Here is a 22,827-nt window from a genome sequence, read left to right as displayed (position 1 = left end):
CCCCCCCCCCCCCCCCCCCCCCCCCCCCCCCGCTTTTGTTTCAGGAGGGAGCAGGGAGGAGCTGGTCAGGGAGGAGAGCGATAGAATGGGAACGGAGGCGTGGAAATGGTGATACACACGACCCAATGGGAGTGCACTGTGCGGGCATGCAGAATCCGGCGAATCTCGAGGTGTGGCGTCGCGCGATGGACCTGGCGGTGGAAATCCACGCGGTGGCGCGGAGAATCCAGGGGAGGAAAGCACCTGGCCTCGCGACCCAACTGCGCCGCGCGGTGGCGTCCATTCCCGCCAATATCGCTGAAGGCGTCGGCCAGCCCTCTCCCGGGCTCGTCACACGTCATTTGGCCGTGGCCATCGGCAGCAATTTCGAAGTGGAGACTCACCTGCTGCTCGCCATGCGACTCTGCCCTGCCATTGGCACCTGCGAGTCGACCCTCGACGAACTCCGTCAGATCAGACGCATGCTCTTCGGTCTCCGTCGCCACTATCTCCTAAAACAGGCAAATGTCGCCGACTGTGTCTATCAATCTCCCCCTGACCAGCTCCTCCCTGCTCCCTCTTGATACAAAAGCAGAGGGCGGCGCCACAGCGCCGCCCTCTGTCATCCATCAAAATATCTTCAAATTTATATACCGCCGCGGATTCTTCTGCAGATCGAGCACCAGGGCATCGATGTGCGCCAGCAGCGAATCCATGCGCGTGTACACCGCCGGATCGTTCATCAGCTTCCCGGCGGTGCCGTTGCCGTTGGACACCTTGTCCACCACCAGTTGGACCTTGCCGTTGGTTTCGCGCAACTCCCGTGACAGCTGCTCGAAGCTTGCCGTCATGGCCTGCACGTTCTTCACGCTCGAATCCACCTTCACGGAATCGATGCTCGCCAGGGTGCGACGGAGCTGCTCCTGCGTCTTCGTGAGCTGTGTCGACTGGGCGGTGGCGACCGCGCTGAGTTGCGCTACCAGCTTCGTGAGATCGGCCACCGTGCGGCGGATGTCCTTCACGCCGCCATCTGCCACGAACTGCGCGCGGGTTTCGTCGGTCAGCGCGAGAACATTGGCGGCGATGGAATCGCCCTTGGTGAGCAACTCATCGGTGCCCGGCGTACCGGGACCCACGGGAATCGTATCGCCCCGGCTCATGTATCCCTGCGCGCCTTTGATCGGTTGCAGTGCGATGAGCTGATCGCCGAAGATGCCGTTGGGTTTCACGGATGCGGTCGTGCCTGCGGGGACCTGGTGTTCCTTCTGGATCTGCAGCGTGACGGTGATCGTTCCGTCGGGGATGAGTTTGACCTCGTCCACGAAACCCACCTGCACACCGGCCAGCAGCACCGGCTGCCCCTGCTTGAGTCCCGCGCCCCACGGGAAGCGCGCATACATCGAATAGCCCTTCGACAATCCGCCGCGGGCGATCCAGATGGTGCCGCCGAGTCCGATGACGATGGCGACCAGCAACAGCAGGCCGACCAGCACTTCGTCACGTCGTTTGGTGGTCATGACCGAATGAATAAAGAGGGGATCAGGCCTGAATGAAAGGAGCGAGCACGGCGGCCACGATGGCGTCGAGCACGAGGATCGACACCGAGGCGATGACGACGGCCAGCGCCGTCGAGCGACCGACACCCTCGGCGCCGGCCTCCGTCACGTAGCCTTCGTACGAACACACGAAAGAGATGGCCGCGCCGAAGCACGTCGCCTTGATGAGGGAATAGACGACCTGGAAGGCCGTGAACGACAGTCGGAGACCGCTCACGAAATCCGACGTGCGCACATCGGTCGCCAGGACGAGCGTGGCCCACGCACTGAAGATGGCGGTGGCGTTGGCGAGAATGACCAGCGTGGGCAGCATCACCACACCCGCCACGAACCGGGGAAGCGCGAGATATGCCACCGGATCGAAGGCCAGCGTCTCCAGCGCGTCGATCTGTTCGGTCACCCGCATCGTGCCGATCTCGGCCGTCATGCGTGCGCCCACACGGCCCGTCAGTACGAGCGCGGTGAGCAGGGGACCGAGTTCCAGCACGATGCTCTGACGCGCGATGAGTCCCACCACCGACAACTGCACTCCGGCAAAGAGCTGGTAGCGCGTCTGGAAGGCCGTGACGCCGCCGAGAAACGCCGCCACGATCACGGTGAGCGGCACCGACTCGACCCCGATGCGTTGCATCTGCCGGATCGTTTCCGGAATCCACGTACCGGGGTCGCGTACGCCGCGTACGATGTCGCGCGCGAAATACGCCCGACGCCCGAGCGCGTGCAGGAGACCGGAAATCCTGTTCGAGGCCAGGGCCAGAAGACTCATGTGCGCACGCGGGCGAGCAGCACGATGGCAAAGAGCCCCACCAGGGCGTTCGGAATCCACGCCGCGAGCTCGGGTTGCATGATACCCTTGCCCCCGATGGCCTTCGTGAGCTGGATCAGCAGCAGGAAGAGCACCGTGGTGGCGAGACTCACCGCAATACCATATGCGGCCCCACCCCGCTGGCTGCTGGTGGCCAGTGGCGCACCGAAGAGCGCGATGATGAGACAGGTCACCGGAATGGCGATCTTCAGCATCCGCTCCACCCGCAGGGTGTTCACATCGGCACCCGACCGCTCCAGCACCTTGATGAAGCGGGTGAGTTCCGCGAACCGCATCTCGCTGGGATCACGTTCGGACGAGCGCAATTCCACGGGGGTTTCGTGAAAGTTGCGGTCGATCAGGGAGTCGAAGGAGAAGGTGATGTCGCGCGTACGGTCGGGGATCACGTGCACCACACCCGAATCGAGGCGCCATTCCCGCGTGGCCTTGTTCCAGGCGCCGCGCCGCGCCGCCAGCACCATGGCCGGCTTCTTGTCCGTACCGCGCGCTTCGATTTCGATGTTGTCGACGGTCCCCTCACCGACATGCAGCGTGTAGATGCGATAGATGCGGCCCCGGTCGCTGGCAAACGCGAAGTTGTACCGGTCGTTGAGGCGACCCGCCGTATTGCTCTCGAGGAGATCGAGGCGCTGTTCGTTGGCCGGCGGCGCCACTTCACCGAACGCGAGATCGAGACCCAGGGCCAGCGTCGCCATCACCAGAATGGGGGCGATGAACCGGTAGAAGCTGATGCCCGACGCCTTGGCAGCGGTGATTTCGGAATACCGCGTGAACGTGCCGATGGAGAACACGGTGGCGAAGAGCACGGCCGCCGGCAGCACCATGAACAGCGTGTCGGGAATCCAGTACAGATAACTCAGCGCGACCGCTTTGGCCGGCAGTTTGCGTTCCGTGTACTTCCGCAGATTGTCGACGAGATCGATGACGAAGACGAGGATCGGAAACCCGAGGATGGTCACGCCGAAGATGCGCGCGAATTCGGTTGCGATGTACCGATCGAGTGGTGTGATGAGGCGGCGACTCATGCGGTGGCCACCGCGCCGGAGCCGCCCGTTCCACCGGAGGTCTTCGAAGACTTCATCGATTTCATCAACTGTCGTCTGGCTTTTCGATCGATCCACCAGTCACGCAGGCCGCCACCACGCGATGTGTCGGTGGTGGATTCGACACGCCACAACATCACCAGCGCCACGAGCGTGAAGATCACGTTGGCCATCCACATGGCCACGAACGCCGGCAAACGTCCCTTGTCGGCCAGGGCTTCCCCGCCCATCAGGCACACATAGTAGAGCCCGAAGACGATGATGCTCACCCCGATCGTGACGCCCACCCCGCCCCGCGGGAAACGCAGCGCGATCGGCGGTCCGAAGAGGACGAATACGAAGCAGGCGAAGGAAAGCGCGAACTTCTTGTGGATCTCCACGGCCAGGCTGTCGAGTCCTTCCCGTTGCGCGATGAGCTGGACGCCGGTGGCGTTCACCATGCCCCGGGCCACCGCCACCGAATCGGTCGGCTGGGTCGCGGGGGGGGTGACCGGTTGTTGTGTGGGGTCGATGCCCGAGGCACGCAGAATCGAGTCCTGCTGCGCGGTAAGCCCCGGAGCGGGCTGGATGGGCTCCGCGGTGCCCGGCGGAACGATCTGTGGCGGCACTGGCGGCTGTACGGCCTGCGAATCCGTCTGGACCGGCGGCTGCACGGGAGGTTGAACGGCCGGTTGCACCGGCGGTTGCACGGGTTGCGAATCCGTCTTCACCGGCGGCTGACCCGCCTGCGCCTTGGCCTTCTTCGGCAGGAAGAGCCGGCTCACTGCCGGAAGGAATCGTTCGCAATAGGCGGTGCCCAGCACTTCGGCGCGTGGACGGGCCTTGGGGGCCCGGATGACACCACCGCCCATTTTCCGGAGCAGCTGGGCGTTGGAGATGTATTCCTGGCGGATCCGCTCCACCTCGACGGCGTCCGCTCGGTATTTCCGGTGGAGTTCACACACCGTCATCTCGCGATCGCCTTTGTAGCTGTCCGACGTGGACGCCTCATACCCCTGCGTCACGCCGGCCTTGCGGATCACCTGTGACTGGAAATAGCTGCGCTGGAGCCGGCGCGGATCGCCCCGCACGAACTCCTGCGCGAAACCGTCGAACAGCGTGAGCTGGAGGTCGCGGTTGTTGGTGCCCGGCGCAAAGACGCCGCTGTCGGCGTAGATGGTCTTGCGCTCGGGCCCTCCGCTCAGGTCGTAGATGACCACGTCGTACATGCGGTTGGTCTCGGCGTTCGTGCGCGCGACCCGCATGAAGAACTGATCGGTGATGGCATTGAGCGCCTGCTCACGCAGGGCCAGCGTGGGCCGGGTGCGGGCGATGTCCCGCTGCAGCACGCTCAGCTGATGATTCGCCGCCGGCAGAACCTGGTCGTTGAACCAGACCATCACCAGCGACAGGATCAAAGCGCAGCCGAGTACCGGCAGCATGAGCGTGCGCACACGCACACCGCTGGCTTTGAAGGCCGTGATCTCGTGTTCGGCCGCCATGCGACCGAACGCGTAGAGTGTCGCCACCAGGACGGCCATGGGCATCGTCATGGCGATGGTGAACGGCAGCGACAGCACGAAGAACTGACCGATGGCCGACCAGGGCAGACCCTTGCCGGCGAGATTGGCCAATTGGCGCGCCACATACTGCAACATCAGAAGTGACGTCAGCGCCGACAGGGCAAAGAGCAGCGGCCCGACGTGCTCGCGGATGACATAGCGGGTAAGGAGCTTCACGACGTAAATTCCCCGGAGACCACCCGCTTTATCAAGGGTGTCGCGGTTCCCGGGTGGATTCGCGGCACCGGCAGTCGATTTTTTCTTGTGACACCGTATCACGGCGCTGCGGGCTGCCGCTGGTACCCCACGATCGGAGTTCGGTGCGCAGGCTGTTCCTGACATGGGCCCTGCTGCTGGGGAGTGCCCTCGCCCCAGTGGTCGGAGCGCCAGCCGGCTGGCTGCAGGCCCAGGAGCGTCCGGCCGTCCCGCCGTCGGGCAGCCCGGTGAGTTCAGGGAGCCTCCTCTTCCCCGGATCGGGGGAACGCTCCCGTCCGATCCCGCTGTCCGCCGCCACCCAGCGGGCCATCGATGCGCTGGTCCTCCATCTCCCCGGCCCGCGCAGGGGATTCGAGCCCAGTCTCGAGTCCAGCCCCCTGGAGCGTCCCGATCCGGCCCGGGTGGCCGACCGGCTCGCCCAGGCGACGGCGCGGCAGGGTCAGGAACGGCTCCGGCTCCGGTGGACGGAAGACGTCCGGAGCGGACTGTCCGCGGGGACGGCTACGGCAGTGGCCGGAGTGTCCCCCCAGCCGGCGCTCCCGGGGAGCCTGGTGCTGATGGCCCCCGCCGCCTCCGATACGGCCTTCCGGGATGTGGGGCAGCGCGCCGCCGACCTGTTCAGCGACCTCGGGGATCTCGGGATTTCCCTCGACGCCCGTCTTGAGTCGAAGGTGCAGCGCCTGCGCAACGATCGCTGCACGTCCATGCAACTGACCATGCCGGGGAACAGCTGCCGGAGCGCGCCGATTCTTCCGGATTTCGACTTCCAGTTCAATGTGCGGACCGGCGGTGTGGTGGCCGACCGCTTCTTCATCGACGTGGACTACGACTCGCAGCGCGAGTTCGATGCGTCCAACAACCTCTCCGCACGGTACGAAGGCAAACCGGGGGAGAAGCTGCAGCGGGTGGAGGTGGGCAATGTCACCTTCCAACCGCCGCCATCGCGTTTCATCACCTCGGGCATCCCGTCCGGCAACTATGGCGTGCAGGCCACCGGGCAGTTCGGCGCCATGCGCTTCACGTCCATCGTCGCGCAGCAGAAGGGCAATGTCTCGCGGGACAACATCTTCACCGTGGGAGAGCGCACCGAGCGGCAGGTCGATCGCATCATCGAAGACATCCAGATCGAGCAGCGGCGGTTCTTCTTCAGCATCGATCCGCGGCAGCTTGGGGGATATCCCAACATCGATCTGCTCAATCGCCCGCAGATGCGGCAGTTGGCCGCCGCGTTGCCGGATTCGATCCGGCCCGTGCGGCTCTACGTCTATCGGCAACTGATCGGCGCCACCAACCAGAATCCGCGTGGTCCGCAGCTGGCCGTGCGCGGCGCGCGCAATCCCACCCGGCAGACCTACGAACTGCTGCGGGAGAACGTCGACTACTATGTCGATCCGTCGATGCTGTGGATTGCGCTCGTGCGACCGCTCAGTGCCAATACGGAACGTCTGGCCATCGCGTACGAGGTGAACGTCGGTGGCCGTCCGGGTCGGAACCCCGGCACCGGTGGCACGCCGGACATCGAATACACGGAAAGCCCGCAGTACGCGAATCTGCTCTGGGAACCGGAGCTGCAGCCCACCAACACGACGTATTTCCTGCGCGAGATCAAGTCGGTGTACCGACTCGGCGGCGAGGACCTCCGCCGCCAATCGCTGCAACTCAAGCTGGTGACGGGTACCTCGGGCGATCAGGAAAAGCCCATCGATCCTTCGCGTGGAGAGACCTATCTCCGGCTGTTCGGACTCGCCCAGGCCACCAATCCCGCCGCATTCGATGTCGAGAATCGCGTCTGGCCCCGCCCCAACGATCCCAACTTCCGCGCCAGCTTCAGCGGAGGGGCAGGACAGCAGAAACTCATCCCCGACTACTTCCTGGTCTTCCCTTCGCTGCAGCCGTTCGCGCGCGCGGGATTGGCACAGCCTCTCGCCAATCCTGCCAACGATACGCTCTACCGCTATCCCAACGAGTATCTGTACTCGGCGCAGCGTCCGCAGGCCATCTACCGCATGATGGTCAGCTATCAGTCCGAAGGTGGCGGTGACACCCAGTCCATCCAGCTGAACACCATCCAGGTGCGGCAGAACTCCGAGCGCCTCGTCATCGACGGGCGGGAACTGACGCGCAATGTCGACTACCAGATCGACTACGATCTCGGCGTGATCTCGTTCATGCGTCCGGATACGCTGTTCCTGCGGCCGAGGCAGGTCTCGGTGCGTTACGAGGAGAACCCGCTCTTCACGGCGGCGCCCACCACCATCATGGGGATCGCGTCGCAATTCCAGCTCGACAAGGGGCAGATCGCCTTCACCGCGATCTCCCAGCGCCAGCGGTCCAACCTCAACCGGCCGCCACTCGGCTTCGAACCGGTGGGGTCTCTGGTGGCGGGTGTCACGAGTGCACTGCAATGGGACGCCAGCGCCCTCACCAACGCCATCGCCCGCATTCCGTTTGCCCGCAGCACCTCGCCGTCACGTGTGGGATTGCAGGCGGAGTTCGCCATGAGCAAACCCCAGCCCAATGCGGCGGGGCAGGCGTACATCGAGAGTTTCGAGGGCAGCGCCGACCGCGCCGTGCCGCTGTTCGAATCTTCCTGGTACTTCAGTTCCCTGCCGGCGCTCGGCGCGTCTCTCGCCACCAGCGGGTCGAGCATCTTCACCACGGCGCGCGCCGCCACGCTGGCCTATCAGAACAACGGCGTCGATGCGTCGGGCGGCTATCCGCAATTCACCATCCAGCAGATCGATCCGTCGGTGCGGATCGTCGGCAATGGTGTGCAACCGGCGGAACAGTTGTTGTGGATGACGATGTATCCGCTCAAAACCGGCGGCATGCTCGGTTATCAACCCGGAAGTGCGTCGCGTCGGTATGCGTGGACGGTGGGCGACAACAGTCTGCTGGGACCCACGCCGACGGGACGGCGCTGGCGTTCGCTGCGGACCGTGCTCAACCCCAGCGGTCAGGATCTCTCGCGCACCGAGAACGTGGAGTTCTTCGTGCTCGTGCAGTCGGAGACGGCGAAGCTGCAGCGCAATCCCACACTGGTGTTCGACTTCGGCGACATCAGCGAGAACAGCGTGACCTTCGCTCCGGAAACGCTCACGGTGAACGCACCCACGGCCGCCGGGGCGCCGGCGGACACCACGTATCGCGGCAAGCGACTGGTGGGGTACGACCGGCTCGACTCCGAGCGCGATCCGCTGTCGCGCACCTTCAATGCGGTGGAGAACGACCGTGGGCTCGCCGGCGATGTGGCCGACACCATCGTGGTGGTCGATCGCACGGGCGGGGCGCCGGTGATCACCACACAATTCAAGGTGCCGCTGTGTTCGCAGTCGACACGGAGTGCGCAGTTGCTGGGTGACAGCCGGGCCAATTGCACGGTGCGCAACAACCGGCTCGACGAAGAGGACATCGATCTGGACGGTCAGCTCAACATGCCGGCGGCGTCCACCGACCAGGAACAACTCAAGCGGTTCATCGTCGATCTCAGCGATCGCCGCAACTGGACCCGCGTGGGCCGGTGTTTCCAGCAGCGCGATTCGAGCGCGACGGGCGTGGTGACCGACTCGCTGTGCTGGGTGCAGGTCCGTCTCAACTGGCGCTCCCCCACCGAAGAGCTCAACAACCCGAACGACCGGCGCGTGCGGGCCATGCGATTGACCATGGTGTCGAACACCTTCGCCGACGACGATGAGTTCACACGCATTGCTCTGGCGCGCTTCCGCCTCGTTGGTGCGCCGTGGCTCAAGCGCAGCGTGGAGCCCCTGAGCGGCATGGCCGGCGATTCGAGCGGCACCGTGGGTGGGTTCGTGATCGCCAGCGTCATCGGAACGCTCGATTCCACCTCGACGCTTTCCTATTCTCCGCCGCCCGGGGTGGTGGAGCAGCCGGAGAACCGGCAGTCGGGATACGAGAACACCCGTGTGCAGGTGAACGAGCAGGCCTTGCGCATTCAGGCCGGCATTCCGGGACGGCAGTTCCGTCCGTTCGACCGCGCCGAAGCGTACCTGCGTTTCCCCGAAGGCACCAAGACGTTCATGGGGTACCGTTCGCTGCGCCTGTGGATGCGGGGGCGCGGCAACGGGTGGGGCGTGCAGGGGGAACTCAACGGCTACGTGAAGATCGGCCGCGATGAACACAACTTCTACATGTACCGGACGCCGGTGAACACCGGCAGCAGTCAGAGTGCCTGGTTGCCCGAGATTCAGGTCGATCTGACGCGCTTCCAGATGCTGCGCGCACAGCTCGAGAGTGCCTACCTCCAGGGGCGGGCGGATTCACTGCAATGCTCCGGCGTGGATCTCGAACTCATCAAGCGGTCCGGTGCACCGCCGGGCGGATCGAACCGGCGCTTCGCCGTGTGTCAGGACGGCTACATCGTGTACACGGCCGATCCGGCGGTCACGCCGCCCAATCTCGCCGGCGTTCAGGAACTGGCCGTGGGCATCGTGCGCGTGGACAGCGTGGCGCGCGGTGGCAGTGGCATCATGGCCAACGACACGCTCGAACTCTGGGTGAACGACATCCGGCTGAGTGATGTGGTCGACGACATCGGGTTCGCGGGAGAGATCGGTCTCAACATGAACGCCGGTGATCTGGCCGATTTCCGCGTCAACCTCAGCCGCCGCGATCCCAATTTCCGGCAGCTCAATGAAACGCCGACGTTCCTCACGTCGAACGTGGTGAGCATGGGCACCACGCTGCATCTCGAGCGCGCGCTCCCGGCACGCTGGGGCATCGCACTGCCTCTGAGTGTCGAATATGCAGGCACCGGCATCGAACAACTGTTCATCAATCGCACCGATGTCCGGGCCGGCAGCATCGACGGCGTGCGCAATCCCGGCGACCGCCGGTTGAACTATTCGATGGCCCTGCGACGGATCGCGCCACTCCAGCACGGATGGTATGCGCCGCTCGTCAACGGGTTGTCGCTGAACGGCATGTGGTCCACGGGCGCCTCGCAGTCCACCTTCCAGGAACTCACCAACAGCAGCTACGTGGTGGGGGGCGGTCTCCTCCTCGCCGACGAGTCCCGTGAAAGCCGGTTGCCGGGCTTCCTCGCGCGGATACTCGACGTACTGCCCAGGGGACTCCGGGAATCGCAGGCCATCACCAGCTTCCGCGAGCAACGGGTACGCTGGAGTCCCACACAATTCCGGCTCACCACGTCGCTCGCCCGCACGAGCATCTCGTCCACCTCATTCACCAAGGCGGCGGCTTCACCAACCGACACGGGCGAAGTCGTGTCGGCGCTCACGCATGTGTGGCAGAATCTCGCCGCGCTGACATTCAGACCGACACCGGGCATCAACGCCGACTTCACGGCCCGTCAACTGCTCGATCTGCGGGACTATCGGCTGGATCCGTGGATTGTCGACAGTGTGAATCGCGGCGAGGTGGCCAATGCCGAGCGTGTGCGCTTCCTCGGTGCCAACCTTGGTCTCGAGCGGGAACGGTCATTCACCTCCGCGTTCCGTTTCCAGCCCGCCATGTCGACGTGGCTGCGTCCACGGGTCGACTTCACGAGTTCCTTCGCGCTGAACAAGGATCCGAATGCGCGCACGCTGCTGCATGAAGGCGACAGCACCGGCATGCTGCGGCTGCCGCAACGCCTCGGCGCCGCGAACTCGTTCAATGTGGGCACCACACTCGATCTCGGGCGTTTCTTCACGCAGCACTCGCGCGATACGAGCTGGGTGCGTCGGTTGGGCAACATGCTCGCTCCCATCGATGTGCAATGGCAGCAGAGTCTCACGTCCAACTACGACAACACCGCCTACATCCCCGGCTGGGGCTACCAGTTCGGACTCGGGGGGGTGGACGCATTCCGTGGACTCGATGCACGACTGGCCACCACGGCCGGTCGCATGCGGCGCGCGACGGCGGTGGGATCGCTCAATCTGCCGCTCTCACTGCGCCTGCAGACGCGCGTGGAAAACGGCACCACCGAAACGTGGACCCGCCGGGCGCTCGATGGCTTCCAGGCGATCATCACCAGTACGCAGACGGTGTATCCGGACTATTCGCTGCGCTGGAGCTGGCGTCCGCAACAGCTCCGGAAGATCATCTCCGCCCTCAATGTCGACGGCAGTTACGCCATCACGGAGCAGGAGACCACCATCCCGAACGAAATGGGTGGTCTGGCCGACCGGAGTCGCCTCACCTCCCGTCGACAGCCGCTGTCCGCCTCCGTGACCTGGGCGTTCCTCGGCGATCTCGTCACGACGGCACGCAGCAGCCGCGAATCGCGCGAAGATCTCCGACCGGGATCGATCATCAATGGCAATACCGATCGGCTCTCCTTCAATGTCGGCCGCACGTTCCCGCTGCCCAAGAGCTGGAATACACGCAACGGCCAGCTCCGCGCCAATGCGTCATACGACAGTGAGGAGAATTCCTCCGTCGTGACCGGCACGACCGTGACCACGGGCGACGGTACGCTGCTGCTGACCGCGCCCGCGGTGCTGACCAACAACGGGCGACGGGCGTACAACCTCAATGCCAATACCGATCTCACCGAACTGCTCACGTTCACCCTGACCGGCAGTCGCGTGGTGAATTTCGACCGCGCCTACAACCGGCAGACCACCAACGTGATCCTGAGCGCGGTGCTGCAACTCCGGTTCTTCGCGGGCACGATGCGCTGAAGTTCCGCCGGAGCCGCGTCCGCAGGATGATGCGCGCGTAGTTCCGGTGACACATGGAGAGCAGGGGCGTGCTACCCTGCTCCCATGGCGACCGCGGACGAACGACGCATTCTGGGCTTTCTGGTGGCGATGGCCCTCATCGGCACGGGTGTTCGTGCGTGGGGCGTGGAGCGCTTCGAACGGTCCACCCTGGGTGGGACATCGGCGATGCCCGCCTCCGGTGCGGCGCGGGCTCTGGCCGCCCAGCGGGCGGCCGTCGACTCCGCTCGACGCGCTCCCCGTCCCTCGCGTGCTTCCCGCGGCCCCCGCACCGCCCAGAGCCCGCAGGCCGTCCAGGCCGCACAGCCCCGGGCCCGGAAGGCGGGTGCCCCACGCGACCCTCCCGTTTTCCCTATCGATATAAACGCCGCCACGGCCGCCGAACTCGAGGTCTTGCCGCGGGTGGGACCGGCCATGGCTCGGCGTATCGTCGAGCGCCGCGAGCGGGCCGGCCCCTATCAGACGCTCGACGACCTCCGTCACGTTCGCGGCATCGGGCCGGCCACCCTCCGCCTGCTGGATTCACTGGTGACGTTTTCAGGCCGGCACCGTCCCTTACACAGTGGGGAACCACCCCCTTCTGCCTATCACCCTGCGTACGTGTCTGGACGGAAATCACGTCACTATGGCTGCTCCTGCTGCATCGTTGGCGAGTCGCACGGCTGACCGACTCGGAGAACTCCTCGTGCGCGAGGGGATCCTGTCGCGTGAGAATCTGACGAAGGCCTTGCAGGAGCAATCCGCCAGTCCGGGACAGCGCCTCGGATTGACTCTCGTCCGCATGGGGATGGTACCGGAAACCGAAGTCGTCCGCATGCTGGCGCGGCAGTTCCGCATGCCGGCGGTCGACCTGTCGCGTTTCGAGGTGGACACGCGCCTCCTCAAGCTGATCCCCGCGGAACTGGCGTCGAAGCACACCGTGTTGCCGCTCAAGCGGGACGGCCGGCAACTCACCGTCGCCATCGCCGATCCGACGGCCATGGCCGTGGTGGACGATCTCAAGTTCATCACCCGCTACGACATCGTGCCGGTGCTCGCCGGCGAGTATTCCATGCGGGCGGCCATCGAGAAGCACTATGAGGCCAACGAGATCCACATGCAGTCCCTCCTGCAGGACATCGCGGGAGACGACGACGACATCGAGGTGCTCGAGGATCAGGAGGACATCGTCGATGCGAGCGTGCTCGCCGCGCAGGTCGACGAAGCGCCTGTCGTCAAGCTCATCAACGCCATCCTGGGCGATGCGGTGCACAAGGGCGCGTCCGACATCCACTTCGAGTGCTTCGAACACGAGCTGCGGGTGCGCTACCGCATCGACGGCGCGCTGCAGGAAGTGATGAAGCCGCCCATGAAAATGCGGGCCGCGCTCATTTCGCGTTTCAAGATCATGGCGTCGCTCAACATCGCCGAGCGTCGGGTGCCGCAGGACGGCCGCATCAAGCTCAAGATCGGCAAGAAGGTCATCGATTTCCGCGTGAGCACGCTGCCCACTCTGTTCGGTGAAAAGGTGGTGCTGCGAATCCTCGACAAGGGCAACCTCACGCTCGAACTCGAGAAGTTCGGCATCGAACCGCGCGCCGAACGGGAGTTGATGGAGGCCATCTCCAACCCGTATGGCATGGTGCTGGTCACCGGCCCCACGGGGTCGGGCAAGACCACCACCCTCTACTCGGCGTTGTCGAAGATCAACAATCTCGACACGAACATCATGACGGCCGAGGATCCCGTGGAGTACAACCTCTTCGGGATCAATCAGGTGCAGGTGCGCAACGAGATCGGCATGACGTTCGCCGCGGCGCTCAAGGCGTTCCTGCGGCAGGACCCCAACGTCATCATGGTGGGTGAGATCCGTGATCTGGAGACGGGCGGCATCGCCATCAAGGCCGCGCTCACGGGGCACATGGTCATGAGCACGCTGCACACCAATTCGGCGCCGGAAACCATCGTCCGCTTGCTGGACATGGGGCTCGAGCCGTTCAACGTGGCGTCGGCGCTCAATCTGATTCTGGCGCAGCGACTCGTCCGGCGTATCTGCCCCAAGTGCAAGATGAAGTACGAACCCGACCTCGCCGAGCTGGCGGGTGCCAAGGTGAAGCCGGACACCACCATGCGGGAGCTCCGGTTCACCGAGGAAGCGCTGCAGAACGCGAAGCTCAAGGCCTCTTCGGAAGCCGCGCCCTTCCTCACCAACCTGTCGCTCGATACCCGCATCGCCGAACTGCCCTTCTTCAAGGGGCATGGATGTGATGCCTGCAGCGGCACCGGCCTCAAGGGCCGTCAGGGTGTCTACGAAGTGATGTTCATGACCCCGGCGCTCAAGAAGCTGGTGATGCAGAACTCCGATGTGCAGACCATCCGCGACTCGGCCATCGCCGAGGGGATGCTGACCCTGCGCATGGACGGCTGGCTCAAGGTGTTGAAGGGGGTCACGACCCTCGATCAGGTCATCCGTGAAACGGCGAACTGAGATTCTGTGACACCCACGTTTCCTGTCCCGACGACGATTCGTCCAGACCGAGGGGCATCGGTGTGCCCCCGCTTCCCGCTTGCCCGCCGATGACCGCTCCTGCACAGTCTCCCGTCTCCCTGCGCACCCTGCTCGATGAAATGATCGAGCGGGATGCTTCCGATCTGCACGTCTCGGCCGGTGACCGGCCCAAGCTGCGCGTGGACGGGGACATCGTGAACTCCAGTGTCGAGCACGTCCTCACGCCGCGCGATACGCTGCAGCTGGCCTATTCCGTGCTCACGGAGAACCAGAAGAAGCGCTTCGAGATGGAGGACGAGCTGGACTTCTCGTTCGGCATCGCCAACCTCTCGCGTTTTCGCGGCAACGTGTTCAAGCAGCGGGGCTGCGTGAGCATGGTCATCCGTCGCATTCCGTTCCAGATCAAGACGTTCGCCGAGCTGCAGCTGCCCCAGGTGATCTCGTCGTTCGCGGAGCGGCCGCGCGGGCTGGTGCTCGTGACGGGACCGACCGGCTCGGGCAAGAGCACCACGCTGGCCGCGATGATCGACAAGATCAACTCCGAGCGGCGCGGTCACATCATCACGGTGGAAGACCCCATCGAGTTCATCCACCGGCACCGCAACTGCATCATCAACCAGCGCGAAGTGGGCGCGGACACGAAGAGCTTCGCCTCCGCGCTCAAGTATGCGCTGCGTGAGGATCCCGATGTGATCCTCATCGGCGAAATGCGCGATCTGGAGACCATCCAGGCCGCGCTCACGATCGCGGAAACGGGCCACCTGGTGTTTGCCACGCTGCACACCAACAGCGCCGCGGAAGCCATCAATCGCATCATCGACGTGTTTCCCAGTCACCAGCAGAGCCAGGTGCGCGCGCAGCTCGCCTTCGTGCTGGAGGGCATCATCACGCAGGTGCTGCTTCCGCGTCTGACCGGCCGCGGCCGGGCGATGGCCTCGGAGATCCTCGTGGTGACGCCCGCCATCCGGGCGCTCATCCGCGACGACAAGGTGCATCAGATCTATTCCCTGATGCAGTCGGGCAAGAAGTTCGGCATGCAGACGATGAATGATGCGCTGTACCAGCTGTACGTATCGCGTCAGGTGAGCGCGGACGAGTGCGTGCGCTCCTCCGGTGATCCGAACGAATTCCTGCGCATGATCGGCAAGGGCCCGCTGGACGACAGCGGAAGTCCGCCCTCGACGCAGAATGGCAACCGCCCCGGTGAGCGTTCGCTCGTCGGAGCACGACGATAGGCCTCCGGAGAAACGATGCCGACCTTCACCTACACCGCGCGGACCACCAACGGCGACCTCAAGTCCGCCACGATCGACGCGCCCAGTCGTGACGATGCCGTTGCCCAGCTGCGACGCCAGCGACTGACCATCATCAAGGTGGACGAGTCCAAGGCGACTCCCACCAAGCGCCTGGGCAAGATCTCGATGCGCGACATCGTGATCTTCACGCGACAGTTCTCCACGATGATCAACGCCGGTCTGCCGCTCGTGCAGGCGCTGGACATCCTGGCCAAGCAGAGCGAGAACAAGGCGCTCAGCGCCGTGGTGCGGCAGGTGGTGTTCGACGTGGAGTCGGGCAACACCGTCGCCGACGCGATGCGCAAGCATCCCAAGGCGTTCTCCGACCTCTACACCAACATGGTGGCGGCCGGTGAAGCGGGCGGTATTCTGGACACCATCCTGAACCGTCTGGCGATCTTCATGGAAAAGAACGACGCCCTCGTCCGCAAGGTGAAGGGCGCCATGATCTATCCCACGGTCATCATGTGCGTCGCCGCGCTCTGCGTGGTGATCCTGCTGTGGAAGGTCATTCCGGTGTTCGCCAACATGTTCGGCAGCGTGGGAATGGAACTGCCGCTGCCCACGAAGGTGGTCATCGGGCTCTCCAATTTCCTCAACAGTTACTGGTGGGCGCTGTTGCTGGGTGTCTCCGGCGCGGCGTTCTTCATCAAGCAGTACTACGCCACCTCGCAGGGGCAGCTCGTCATCGACCGGCTCATGCTCAAGGTACCCGTTCTGGGCGACGTGCTGCGCAAGTCGGCGGTCTCGCGCTTCACGCGCACGTTGGGCACGCTGATCTCGTCGGGTGTGAGCATCCTGGACGGTCTCGAGATCACGGCGCGCACGTCGGGCAACCGCGTGGTGCAGGACGCCATCATGGGGTCACGGTCCAGCATCGCCGGTGGTGAAACCATCGCCGGCCCGTTGCAGAAGAGCGAGGTGTTTCCGCCCATGGTGATCAGCATGATCGCCGTGGGTGAACAGACCGGCGGGCTGGACGAGATGCTCAGCAAGATCGCCGACTTCTACGATGACGAAGTGGACGCCGCGGTGAGCGCGCTGCTCTCCCTGCTCGAACCGGTGATGATCGTGTTCCTCGGCGTGGTCGTCGGCGGCATGATCGTGGCGATGTACCTGCCGATCTTCGACATGGTGAATGCGGTGAAGTGAGCCGCGCCAGTCGACGGAGCAGGGAAGCGGGGCCGGCCGGAAGGCCGGCCCCGTTTGTTCGTCGACTTTGAACGCCAATTTGCGTTATGCAATTTTGCGTACGCATAATTGCGTTGCCTCTTCCACCCCCCCCCGTCCGGGGGATGCCCCCGGTGGACGGGAGCTCGACTTTCCGAAAGCCATGAGCTCACCAAACGCAGACCTGTCCACGAGTGATGCCAGTCCCGCCGTAGAGCACTGGCTGCCAGTGCCCACGTATCTCATCACGGGCGTGCTGGTGTTCCACTGGCTCGATCGCGATGTCCTCGGATTCCTTGGTGCGCTTGGATGGGGATGTGCTGCGGGGCAGGTCGCGTCGTTGGTACTCCCTCGACTCTGGGTGCGTCTCCGGGAAGCGGGGTTTGTGCGCGGCGTCGCGAGGCCGCCTGACGCGGATGGTCGATTGATTGCCCGCAACAAGACGGACAAACGGATACCATAATCGGTGTATTGCTGTTGCGTTGCGGTATAAATAGAGTAGATTATCGGTGTATTCAGACTGGAGACAAAGATGACCATCGCCGATGTTCTCATTCTCGACCCCGATCTGGGTGCCCGTAATGCGGTGAAGCAGACGCTGGCCGGCCTGCATTACCATCCCATCGCCACGGGCAGCTTCGACGAAGCGGTGCGGCGAGCGGAAGCCGGAGATCTCGAGGTGGTGATTGCCGACTGGCGTGCGCTGGTCGGGCCGTCGACAGTGACTTCCGAGCCGTTCCGGCTCGCCATTCAACTTCGCACGTCGCTTGCCCGTCTTCGTGCGGTGCATGCTCGAAGTCCGCATGTCTCGGAAGAAGGGCGGTCGTCGTCATTGGGGATCATCGTGACGGCGAGCGTCCCCGATGCCGCCACCCACGCCGCGGCGATCTCAGCCGGCGCCGATGCGTATCTGCGCCCCGAGGATCTTCAGGATTCCAACGTCCTGGGATCCTATCTGACTCGGCTGCTGGAGCAGCTATGGGCCGGCACGCTGGTCGTCCCCGGGCATGCTGCGGCCGTCGTTCCCGGATCGGACGGGACACCATCGGATGTCGCGGAGGGGGGGACGTCTGATGCGGAGATGGGAGCGCAGCGTGCCACGGACATGTTCGAGTTGCCCGACGGAGACTTGCGCGACGACATCAGTGGGCGTTGGGACGCGTCGAAGATCGCCAGGGCACTTGGTCGACCGCTGACCGAAATCGCCCGGGCTCTGGGGGTCAATTACTCCACCGTACACAAGACGCCCGATAGCCCCGCGCTGCAGGAGCGACTGGCGCCGTTTGCGAATGTGTTCGCCATGGTGCGGGACATCTATGGGAAGGACGACACCCGTGCCAGGAAGTGGCTCCTGTTGCCGCAGGCGAAGCTTGGCAACACGTCGGCACTCGCTGCCATGTGTGTGCCGGGCCAGGCGACTGCCGTGGAGCAGTGGGTTGCGGGGTTATGGCTCGGCGAGGGCGAGTGACGCGGCCGGACCGCGCCAAATACGAGCGGTACTATCCTCGGTTCGCGCATCGTGCCGAGGAGTGGCACGCTACGCTCCATGCGGTAGCACGTATTGCTGTTCACGGAGCGTGGACGCGTGAAGTGCCAGCGAATCGGCTGCGACGGGGAGCACTGGCACCGGCCGCGAAGTTGCTGGCGCCGATCGGGCATCTCTTCCAGCACAATCGGTATACACGCTTGAAGGGATTTCCGTCTCTCTACCTTTCAGACGGCATCACGACCGTGCAGGCGGAGGTGTTCGGAGCGAAAACGGTCCGACGTGGCCCGCTGGGGCCACCCAGCGAGAGTCGACTGACGCTACCAGTCATGGTTGATTTGCCGGATGTGGTGGACCTGACCGACGCGGCGACTCTGGATGCACTGGCTGTTTCCGAGGATGATTTGACCGAGGAGTTCTTGCCATTGAAACGCGATGTTCTGGGCCGATTCACCGGCTATGAATTGCCCCAATGTCTCGGCGAGTTGGCCAATGACCTGGGAATCGGAGCCTTTCTGTGTTCCTCTGCACCGTCACGAGCGGCAGGAAGTGGCGGAAAGAACCTCGTGATCTTCACCGACCATCTGGTGGCGACGGGAGGGCGGTACGAAGTGGAAGACCCCGTGACGGGTGAGCTCGAACGATGGCCGCAGTGAAAGGCGGCATCGTGCTGGCCTGAGTCCATGGGCCCATTCGTCGGATCGTCGAATCGAAGCATCACGCGTGATCGTCACTCCCCGTCCCATCCTCCATCCCCGTCGACACGATCGGGGCGTCATTCGCTGACCGCCATGGCACCTCCGGCCACCAGCGCTCGACGGGGCCGGCATTCGTGGGTTCGATCATCTGACCCGGGCGCGGCGTGAGTACCCGCACGCCTTCGCGCGCTCCTGCCGCCAGCACGCGCTCCATCGGCTCGGTCCATGGATGCAGCGCCAGATCGAATGTCCCCCAATGCAACGGCAGGAACGCGCCGCCGCGCACCAGTGTGTGCGCACGCACCGCCTGCTCCGGACCGATGTGTACGTCCGGCCAGAGTGGGTCGTAGGCGCCCACTTCGATCATGGTGAGATCGAACGGACCGAGTCGCTGACCGATCTCCTCGAACTCCCGCTGCATCGCCGTATCGCCGGCGTAGTACACACGATGCGCGGGACCGGTGATCGCCCACCCCGACCAGAGTGTGCGGTCGGTGGTGCCAAGTCCCCGACCTGAGAAGTGGCGCGCCGGTGTGGCGGTGAGTGTCACGTCGCGAAGGCGCGTGGTGTCCCACCAGTCCAGCTCCTCGATCTTCGCGGACGGGACACCCCATTGTCGGAGATGACGGCCGACACCGAGGGGCGTGATCCAGCGTTGCACACGGGCGGCCATGGCCCGGACGAACGATGCGTCGAGGTGGTCGTAGTGGTCGTGCGACAGCACCACCGCGTCGACATCGGGAAGCTGGTCGAGCGGCAACGGCGGAGCGAAAAATCGCTTCGGGCCGGCGAATGAGAACGGCGACACGCGCTCACACCACACCGGGTCGATGAGCAGTTGAACGCCGTCGATTTCCAGCAGCGTGGTGGAGTGCCCGAGCCATGTCACGCGCAAGCCGGTCGTGGGCGCCGCCGCATAGTCCGCGGACATGCGATGTTCGGTGACAATCGGCGCGCGGGGCTTCCGGTGCTTCGAGCCGCCGAAGAAGAACTCGCGCAGGATCTTCGACATGGGGCCGTCGATGCGCGGCAGGCGATTCCGGAACCGACCGTCGCGCCACTGGGGAGAAGTATCGAAGGACGGTATTGCGCTCATTGCTCGCGCTCGAGTGTGGCTGAGATTCAGTAGCCCCTGTGCTTCCCGCTCATAGTGCCAGTTGGACAGTAAACAGCACCATGGAAGACGGCTATTCCCGGATGGAGTGGGGGACTGGCCCTCGGCAGAGTCTTCAGGGTGATTCATCAATGACGGCATTTTGCTATCATTGCTTTCACTGACTTCACTGGAGGCAAATATGGCGGTCCTGACCATCCGGAACCTTCCCGAGGAGATCCACCGGGCTCTGCGGCTTCGGGAGGCCCAGCATGGGCGCAGCATGGAAGCCGAGGTGCGGACCATTCTCCAGGAGACCGTGGCCCCCCGCGAGCGCGTCGGGCTTGGCACGCTGCTCACGGACATGAGCCGGCGCGTCGGGCTGACCAACGCGGATGTTTCGGCCGTGGAAGAGAGTATGGCCATCCTTCATGGTCAGGGTCCGCACGAACCGATGCGGCTCGACTGACGCGCCCTGGCATGATCGTTCTCGACACCAACGTGGTTTCGGAAGCCATGCGACCGGCGCCCGATGAGCGGGTGCTGCGTTGGTTGAATGCCCAGTCGGCCGAAGCGCTTTTTCTGACCAGCGTGACGCTGGCCGAACTGTACTTCGGTGTGGCCGCCATGCCAGCCGGACAGCGCAAGACACGATTGACCGCGTTCGTGGACGAACTGCTGCAGTCGCAGGAACATCGGGCGTTGCCGTTCGATCTCGCTGCCGCGCGGCATCACGCCGAGCTCGCGTTGCGGGCGAGAAAGAGCGGTCCTGGGTTGCCGGTGCCGAACGGGTATATCGCGGCCATTGCGGCTTCGCATGGTTTCGCCGTGGCCACCCGGGATACGACGCCCTTCGAGGCGGCAGGGCTTCCGGTCATCGATCCCTGGGCCGCGTAAGAGGACGTTCCAGTTCGTCCTTCAGGACGCGAGGGATGAGACTCGCAACATGACTTCGTTCGCGGCTCACTGGCCGATGCCTTGGTGGTGTCGCCACCGCTCGCCATGTGGGCCGTCAACGAAGTCATGTTGTGGGCAGCGCTGACGGTTGGTGGGGCAGCCGTCGGCGTTCGGCGATGCCGCGGGCTTGATACCCGCGGATTTCCCGGCGAATGATCTTCCGTATGGCGAAGGCTTCAGGTGTTGTACAATAGTCCTGTACAATACATCGAGGGCACGTGAGCATCACCACGTACAGCTACGTCCGGAACAACCTCGCCGAGGTGTGGAACGAGGTCGAGAGCAGCCAGGCGCCAGTGCGTATCCAGCGTCGGGGGCATCAGGATATGGCGCTGATCCCGGCAGACGAACTGGCAAGTCTTCAGGAGACGGCGCATCTCCTGCGTTCACCGAAGAATGCGGCGCGACTGCTCGCGGCGCTCACACGTTCGACCGGGAGCACGGCGCCGCCCGTGGAGTTGGCGGAATTGCGCCGTCAGCTCGGTCTCGAGATTGACGAGTAGGGCCGATCGGCAATGGGGCCTGCCAGAAGGGGTCCGGGACCGTCGCGCGGCAAACAGCGCGACAAAAGGCAGATGATCGTGCAGCCGGAGTGCCTCGAGGATCTGCTATACTGGGTGGACACCAATCGAAAGACTGCTCGGCGCGTGCCCGAGCTGATCGAGGCAACGCTGCGGGACCCCTTCGACGGAATCGGAAAGCCCGAACCACTCAAACATCTGGGTCCCGATCTCTGGTCACGTCGTATCACGGGTGTGGATCGACTGGTTTACAGAGTCCACGATGAGACCATCGACTTTCTGCAGGCCCGCTATCACTACTGAACCTGAGCGTCACCGGCCCCGCCGACAAACGTTCCACTCACACGACGTACACACGACGACGCCTGATGCGGCTTCTGTCACATCAGGCGTCGCGCCGCGCCGGAATCAGTTGGCGCGTCTCCGCCTGGCCACGAAGACGGTGGCCAGCAACCCCGTCGCCAGCAGCAGGACGGTGGATGGTTCCGGCACCGTGCTCACCTGACGCACCGTGAAGGCGCTGTAGGTCACGCCCTCCTGCGAATAATTGTAGAAGGCCATACTGCCATTGCTGAAGGCACCGCTCACCGACACCTGCTTGACATCGTCGACGAAGACCTCCAGCAGATCCGGCAGAAACACGAAGCGGAACGAGTACCAGGTGTTGGGGCTCCACCCGGTATTGCCCAGCGTCAGACCACGGGCCAGTTCCTCGAGCCCTCCGCCGGTGTGACCCGCGAAGTCGATGTGGCCCCAGAATTCGTCGGCCATGGGGATGCCGGTCACGCGTGACACCGCGAGACCCTTCTTGGCGGTGGTTGGGTATTCCTTGGAATCGCCGCTCTGCGTCTCTCTCTTCCAATCGACGAGCAGATAGTTGGCGGCCGGATTCGCGATGTCACCGATGTTGTAGCCGAGGGCGAATCCGATGAAGTCGTCGTCCCAGGGGTTGCCGTTGACCCGGATCTTTCCGGTGACCTCCGTGCCCTGCGCCATGAAATCGCTGGCGTACATGGTGGGTTGTCCATTGACGCTCTGCGTCACTGAATTGTGGTCGGCCGCCACAGTCCACTTGCCGGGAAGGAAACCGGAGATCACCGGATACGACTGCGCCTGCCAGGCGGAGAGATCCACCGGCGTTTGCGCCGAAGTGGTGGTCGGTGTACCCGTCACTGAGACCGCCAGCACCATGGTCACCGCGGTCGTCAGCCATCGCGAAGTGCGCTCCATCGCTTCCCGTCCTGCATCGAAAGGTGAAAACGAGACAGATGT

General features: G+C 64.2%; 19 protein-coding genes. 13 read left to right on the top strand and 6 right to left on the bottom strand.

The features are described from left to right. Positions 1–146 precede the first annotated feature (146 nt). Complete coding sequence (locus tag WG208_RS17605) at positions 147–563, top strand: four helix bundle protein (protein ID WP_337172696.1); 417 nt, start codon at positions 147–149, stop codon at positions 561–563. 45 nt (positions 564–608) lie between these two features. Here WG208_RS17605 and WG208_RS17600 read toward each other — a convergent pair whose 3' ends face one another. Genes WG208_RS17600 through WG208_RS17585 form a run of 4 tightly spaced genes read right to left on the bottom strand, consistent with a single transcriptional unit; the run spans position 609 to position 5,122 of the window. After that, on the bottom strand, positions 609–1,496 hold the full coding sequence (locus tag WG208_RS17600; protein ID WP_337172695.1) for an MlaD family protein: 888 nt from the start codon (positions 1,494–1,496) through the stop codon (positions 609–611). A gap of 22 nt (positions 1,497–1,518) precedes the next feature. Beyond that, the gene (locus tag WG208_RS17595) at positions 1,519–2,301 is read right to left on the bottom strand and encodes an ABC transporter permease (RefSeq protein ID WP_337172694.1); all 783 of its coding nucleotides are present in this window, start codon (positions 2,299–2,301) and stop codon (positions 1,519–1,521) included. Then, on the bottom strand, positions 2,298–3,386 hold the full coding sequence (locus WG208_RS17590) for an LptF/LptG family permease (RefSeq protein WP_337172693.1): 1,089 nt from the start codon (positions 3,384–3,386) through the stop codon (positions 2,298–2,300). The genes WG208_RS17595 and WG208_RS17590 overlap by 4 nt, the downstream gene beginning before the upstream one ends. Further along, complete coding sequence (locus tag WG208_RS17585; protein WP_337172692.1) at positions 3,383–5,122, bottom strand: LptF/LptG family permease; 1,740 nt, start codon at positions 5,120–5,122, stop codon at positions 3,383–3,385. Before WG208_RS17585 ends, WG208_RS17590 begins: the two co-directional genes overlap by 4 nt. Before the next feature lie 143 nt (positions 5,123–5,265). Between WG208_RS17585 and sprA the strand changes: the two genes are divergently transcribed. From sprA to WG208_RS17545, 8 genes are all read left to right on the top strand, one after another. After that, on the top strand, positions 5,266–11,808 hold the full coding sequence (gene sprA, locus WG208_RS17580) for a cell surface protein SprA (RefSeq protein ID WP_337172691.1): 6,543 nt from the start codon (positions 5,266–5,268) through the stop codon (positions 11,806–11,808). A gap of 84 nt (positions 11,809–11,892) precedes the next feature. Beyond that, the gene (locus WG208_RS17575) at positions 11,893–12,513 is read left to right on the top strand and encodes a ComEA family DNA-binding protein (RefSeq protein ID WP_337172690.1); all 621 of its coding nucleotides are present in this window, start codon (positions 11,893–11,895) and stop codon (positions 12,511–12,513) included. Continuing rightward, the gene (locus tag WG208_RS17570) at positions 12,473–14,314 is read left to right on the top strand and encodes an ATPase, T2SS/T4P/T4SS family (protein ID WP_337172689.1); all 1,842 of its coding nucleotides are present in this window, start codon (positions 12,473–12,475) and stop codon (positions 14,312–14,314) included. The genes WG208_RS17575 and WG208_RS17570 overlap by 41 nt, the downstream gene beginning before the upstream one ends. Before the next feature lie 89 nt (positions 14,315–14,403). Then, the gene (locus WG208_RS17565; protein ID WP_337172688.1) at positions 14,404–15,570 is read left to right on the top strand and encodes a type IV pilus twitching motility protein PilT; all 1,167 of its coding nucleotides are present in this window, start codon (positions 14,404–14,406) and stop codon (positions 15,568–15,570) included. A gap of 15 nt (positions 15,571–15,585) precedes the next feature. Next, positions 15,586–16,782 (top strand): type II secretion system F family protein, encoded by a 1,197-nt coding sequence (locus WG208_RS17560; protein ID WP_337172687.1) that lies wholly within the window; start codon positions 15,586–15,588, stop codon positions 16,780–16,782. Between the two features lie 181 nt (positions 16,783–16,963). After that, positions 16,964–17,263: a hypothetical protein gene (locus WG208_RS17555; protein WP_337172686.1), complete on the top strand. Its 300-nt coding sequence runs from the start codon at positions 16,964–16,966 to the stop codon at positions 17,261–17,263. A gap of 69 nt (positions 17,264–17,332) precedes the next feature. Beyond that, a complete protein-coding gene (locus WG208_RS17550) occupies positions 17,333–18,268 on the top strand; it encodes a hypothetical protein (protein WP_337172685.1) in 936 nt (311 codons plus the stop codon). Positions 18,269–18,615: 347 nt separating this feature from the next. Next, positions 18,616–18,942, top strand: coding sequence for a hypothetical protein (locus tag WG208_RS17545; protein WP_337172684.1), 327 nt, complete (start codon positions 18,616–18,618; stop codon positions 18,940–18,942). A 61-nt stretch (positions 18,943–19,003) separates the two neighbouring features. Here the strand turns inward: WG208_RS17545 and WG208_RS17540 are convergent, their stop codons facing one another. Then, positions 19,004–19,996, bottom strand: coding sequence for an MBL fold metallo-hydrolase (locus WG208_RS17540; RefSeq protein WP_337172683.1), 993 nt, complete (start codon positions 19,994–19,996; stop codon positions 19,004–19,006). A gap of 283 nt (positions 19,997–20,279) precedes the next feature. Here WG208_RS17540 and WG208_RS17535 point away from each other — a divergent pair, with 283 nt between their 5' ends. The 4 genes from WG208_RS17535 (at position 20,280) to WG208_RS17520 (ending at position 21,858) form a co-directional block, all read left to right on the top strand. After that, entirely contained in the window at positions 20,280–20,546 is a 267-nt protein-coding gene (locus WG208_RS17535) for a hypothetical protein (protein WP_337172682.1), read from the top strand. An 11-nt stretch (positions 20,547–20,557) separates the two neighbouring features. Then, a complete protein-coding gene (locus WG208_RS17530; RefSeq protein ID WP_337172681.1) occupies positions 20,558–20,974 on the top strand; it encodes a type II toxin-antitoxin system VapC family toxin in 417 nt (138 codons plus the stop codon). 278 nt (positions 20,975–21,252) lie between these two features. Then, a complete protein-coding gene (locus WG208_RS17525) occupies positions 21,253–21,537 on the top strand; it encodes a type II toxin-antitoxin system Phd/YefM family antitoxin (protein ID WP_337172680.1) in 285 nt (94 codons plus the stop codon). Positions 21,538–21,609: 72 nt separating this feature from the next. Next, entirely contained in the window at positions 21,610–21,858 is a 249-nt protein-coding gene (locus WG208_RS17520) for a Txe/YoeB family addiction module toxin (protein ID WP_337172679.1), read from the top strand. Positions 21,859–21,963: 105 nt separating this feature from the next. Here WG208_RS17520 and WG208_RS17515 read toward each other — a convergent pair whose 3' ends face one another. Further along, the gene (locus WG208_RS17515) at positions 21,964–22,785 is read right to left on the bottom strand and encodes a PEP-CTERM sorting domain-containing protein (RefSeq protein ID WP_337172678.1); all 822 of its coding nucleotides are present in this window, start codon (positions 22,783–22,785) and stop codon (positions 21,964–21,966) included. Positions 22,786–22,827: the final 42 nt, after the last annotated feature.

Origin of the sequence: Gemmatimonas aurantiaca, from assembly GCF_037190085.1 — a bacterium.
GTDB classification, from domain to species: domain Bacteria; phylum Gemmatimonadota; class Gemmatimonadetes; order Gemmatimonadales; family Gemmatimonadaceae; genus Gemmatimonas; species Gemmatimonas aurantiaca_A.
Note: the sequence above shows the minus strand (reverse complement) of the source record. Positions and strands in the feature narration are given on the sequence as shown.

Coding starts and splice junctions, on each gene's coding strand:
- WG208_RS17535 (WP_337172682.1), top strand. CDS start 20,280: ATGGCGGTCCTGACCATCCGGAACCTTCCCGAGGAGATCCACCGGGCT.
- WG208_RS17555 (WP_337172686.1), top strand. CDS start 16,964: ATGAGCTCACCAAACGCAGACCTGTCCACGAGTGATGCCAGTCCCGCC.
- WG208_RS17605 (WP_337172696.1), top strand. CDS start 147: ATGCAGAATCCGGCGAATCTCGAGGTGTGGCGTCGCGCGATGGACCTG.
- WG208_RS17515 (WP_337172678.1), bottom strand. CDS start 22,785: ATGGAGCGCACTTCGCGATGGCTGACGACCGCGGTGACCATGGTGCTG.
- WG208_RS17545 (WP_337172684.1), top strand. CDS start 18,616: ATGGTTGATTTGCCGGATGTGGTGGACCTGACCGACGCGGCGACTCTG.
- WG208_RS17575 (WP_337172690.1), top strand. CDS start 11,893: ATGGCGACCGCGGACGAACGACGCATTCTGGGCTTTCTGGTGGCGATG.
- WG208_RS17595 (WP_337172694.1), bottom strand. CDS start 2,301: ATGAGTCTTCTGGCCCTGGCCTCGAACAGGATTTCCGGTCTCCTGCAC.
- WG208_RS17600 (WP_337172695.1), bottom strand. CDS start 1,496: ATGACCACCAAACGACGTGACGAAGTGCTGGTCGGCCTGCTGTTGCTG.
- WG208_RS17590 (WP_337172693.1), bottom strand. CDS start 3,386: ATGAGTCGCCGCCTCATCACACCACTCGATCGGTACATCGCAACCGAA.
- WG208_RS17565 (WP_337172688.1), top strand. CDS start 14,404: ATGACCGCTCCTGCACAGTCTCCCGTCTCCCTGCGCACCCTGCTCGAT.
- WG208_RS17550 (WP_337172685.1), top strand. CDS start 17,333: ATGACCATCGCCGATGTTCTCATTCTCGACCCCGATCTGGGTGCCCGT.
- WG208_RS17530 (WP_337172681.1), top strand. CDS start 20,558: ATGATCGTTCTCGACACCAACGTGGTTTCGGAAGCCATGCGACCGGCG.
- WG208_RS17540 (WP_337172683.1), bottom strand. CDS start 19,996: ATGTCGAAGATCCTGCGCGAGTTCTTCTTCGGCGGCTCGAAGCACCGG.
- WG208_RS17560 (WP_337172687.1), top strand. CDS start 15,586: ATGCCGACCTTCACCTACACCGCGCGGACCACCAACGGCGACCTCAAG.
- WG208_RS17570 (WP_337172689.1), top strand. CDS start 12,473: ATGGCTGCTCCTGCTGCATCGTTGGCGAGTCGCACGGCTGACCGACTC.
- WG208_RS17520 (WP_337172679.1), top strand. CDS start 21,610: ATGATCGTGCAGCCGGAGTGCCTCGAGGATCTGCTATACTGGGTGGAC.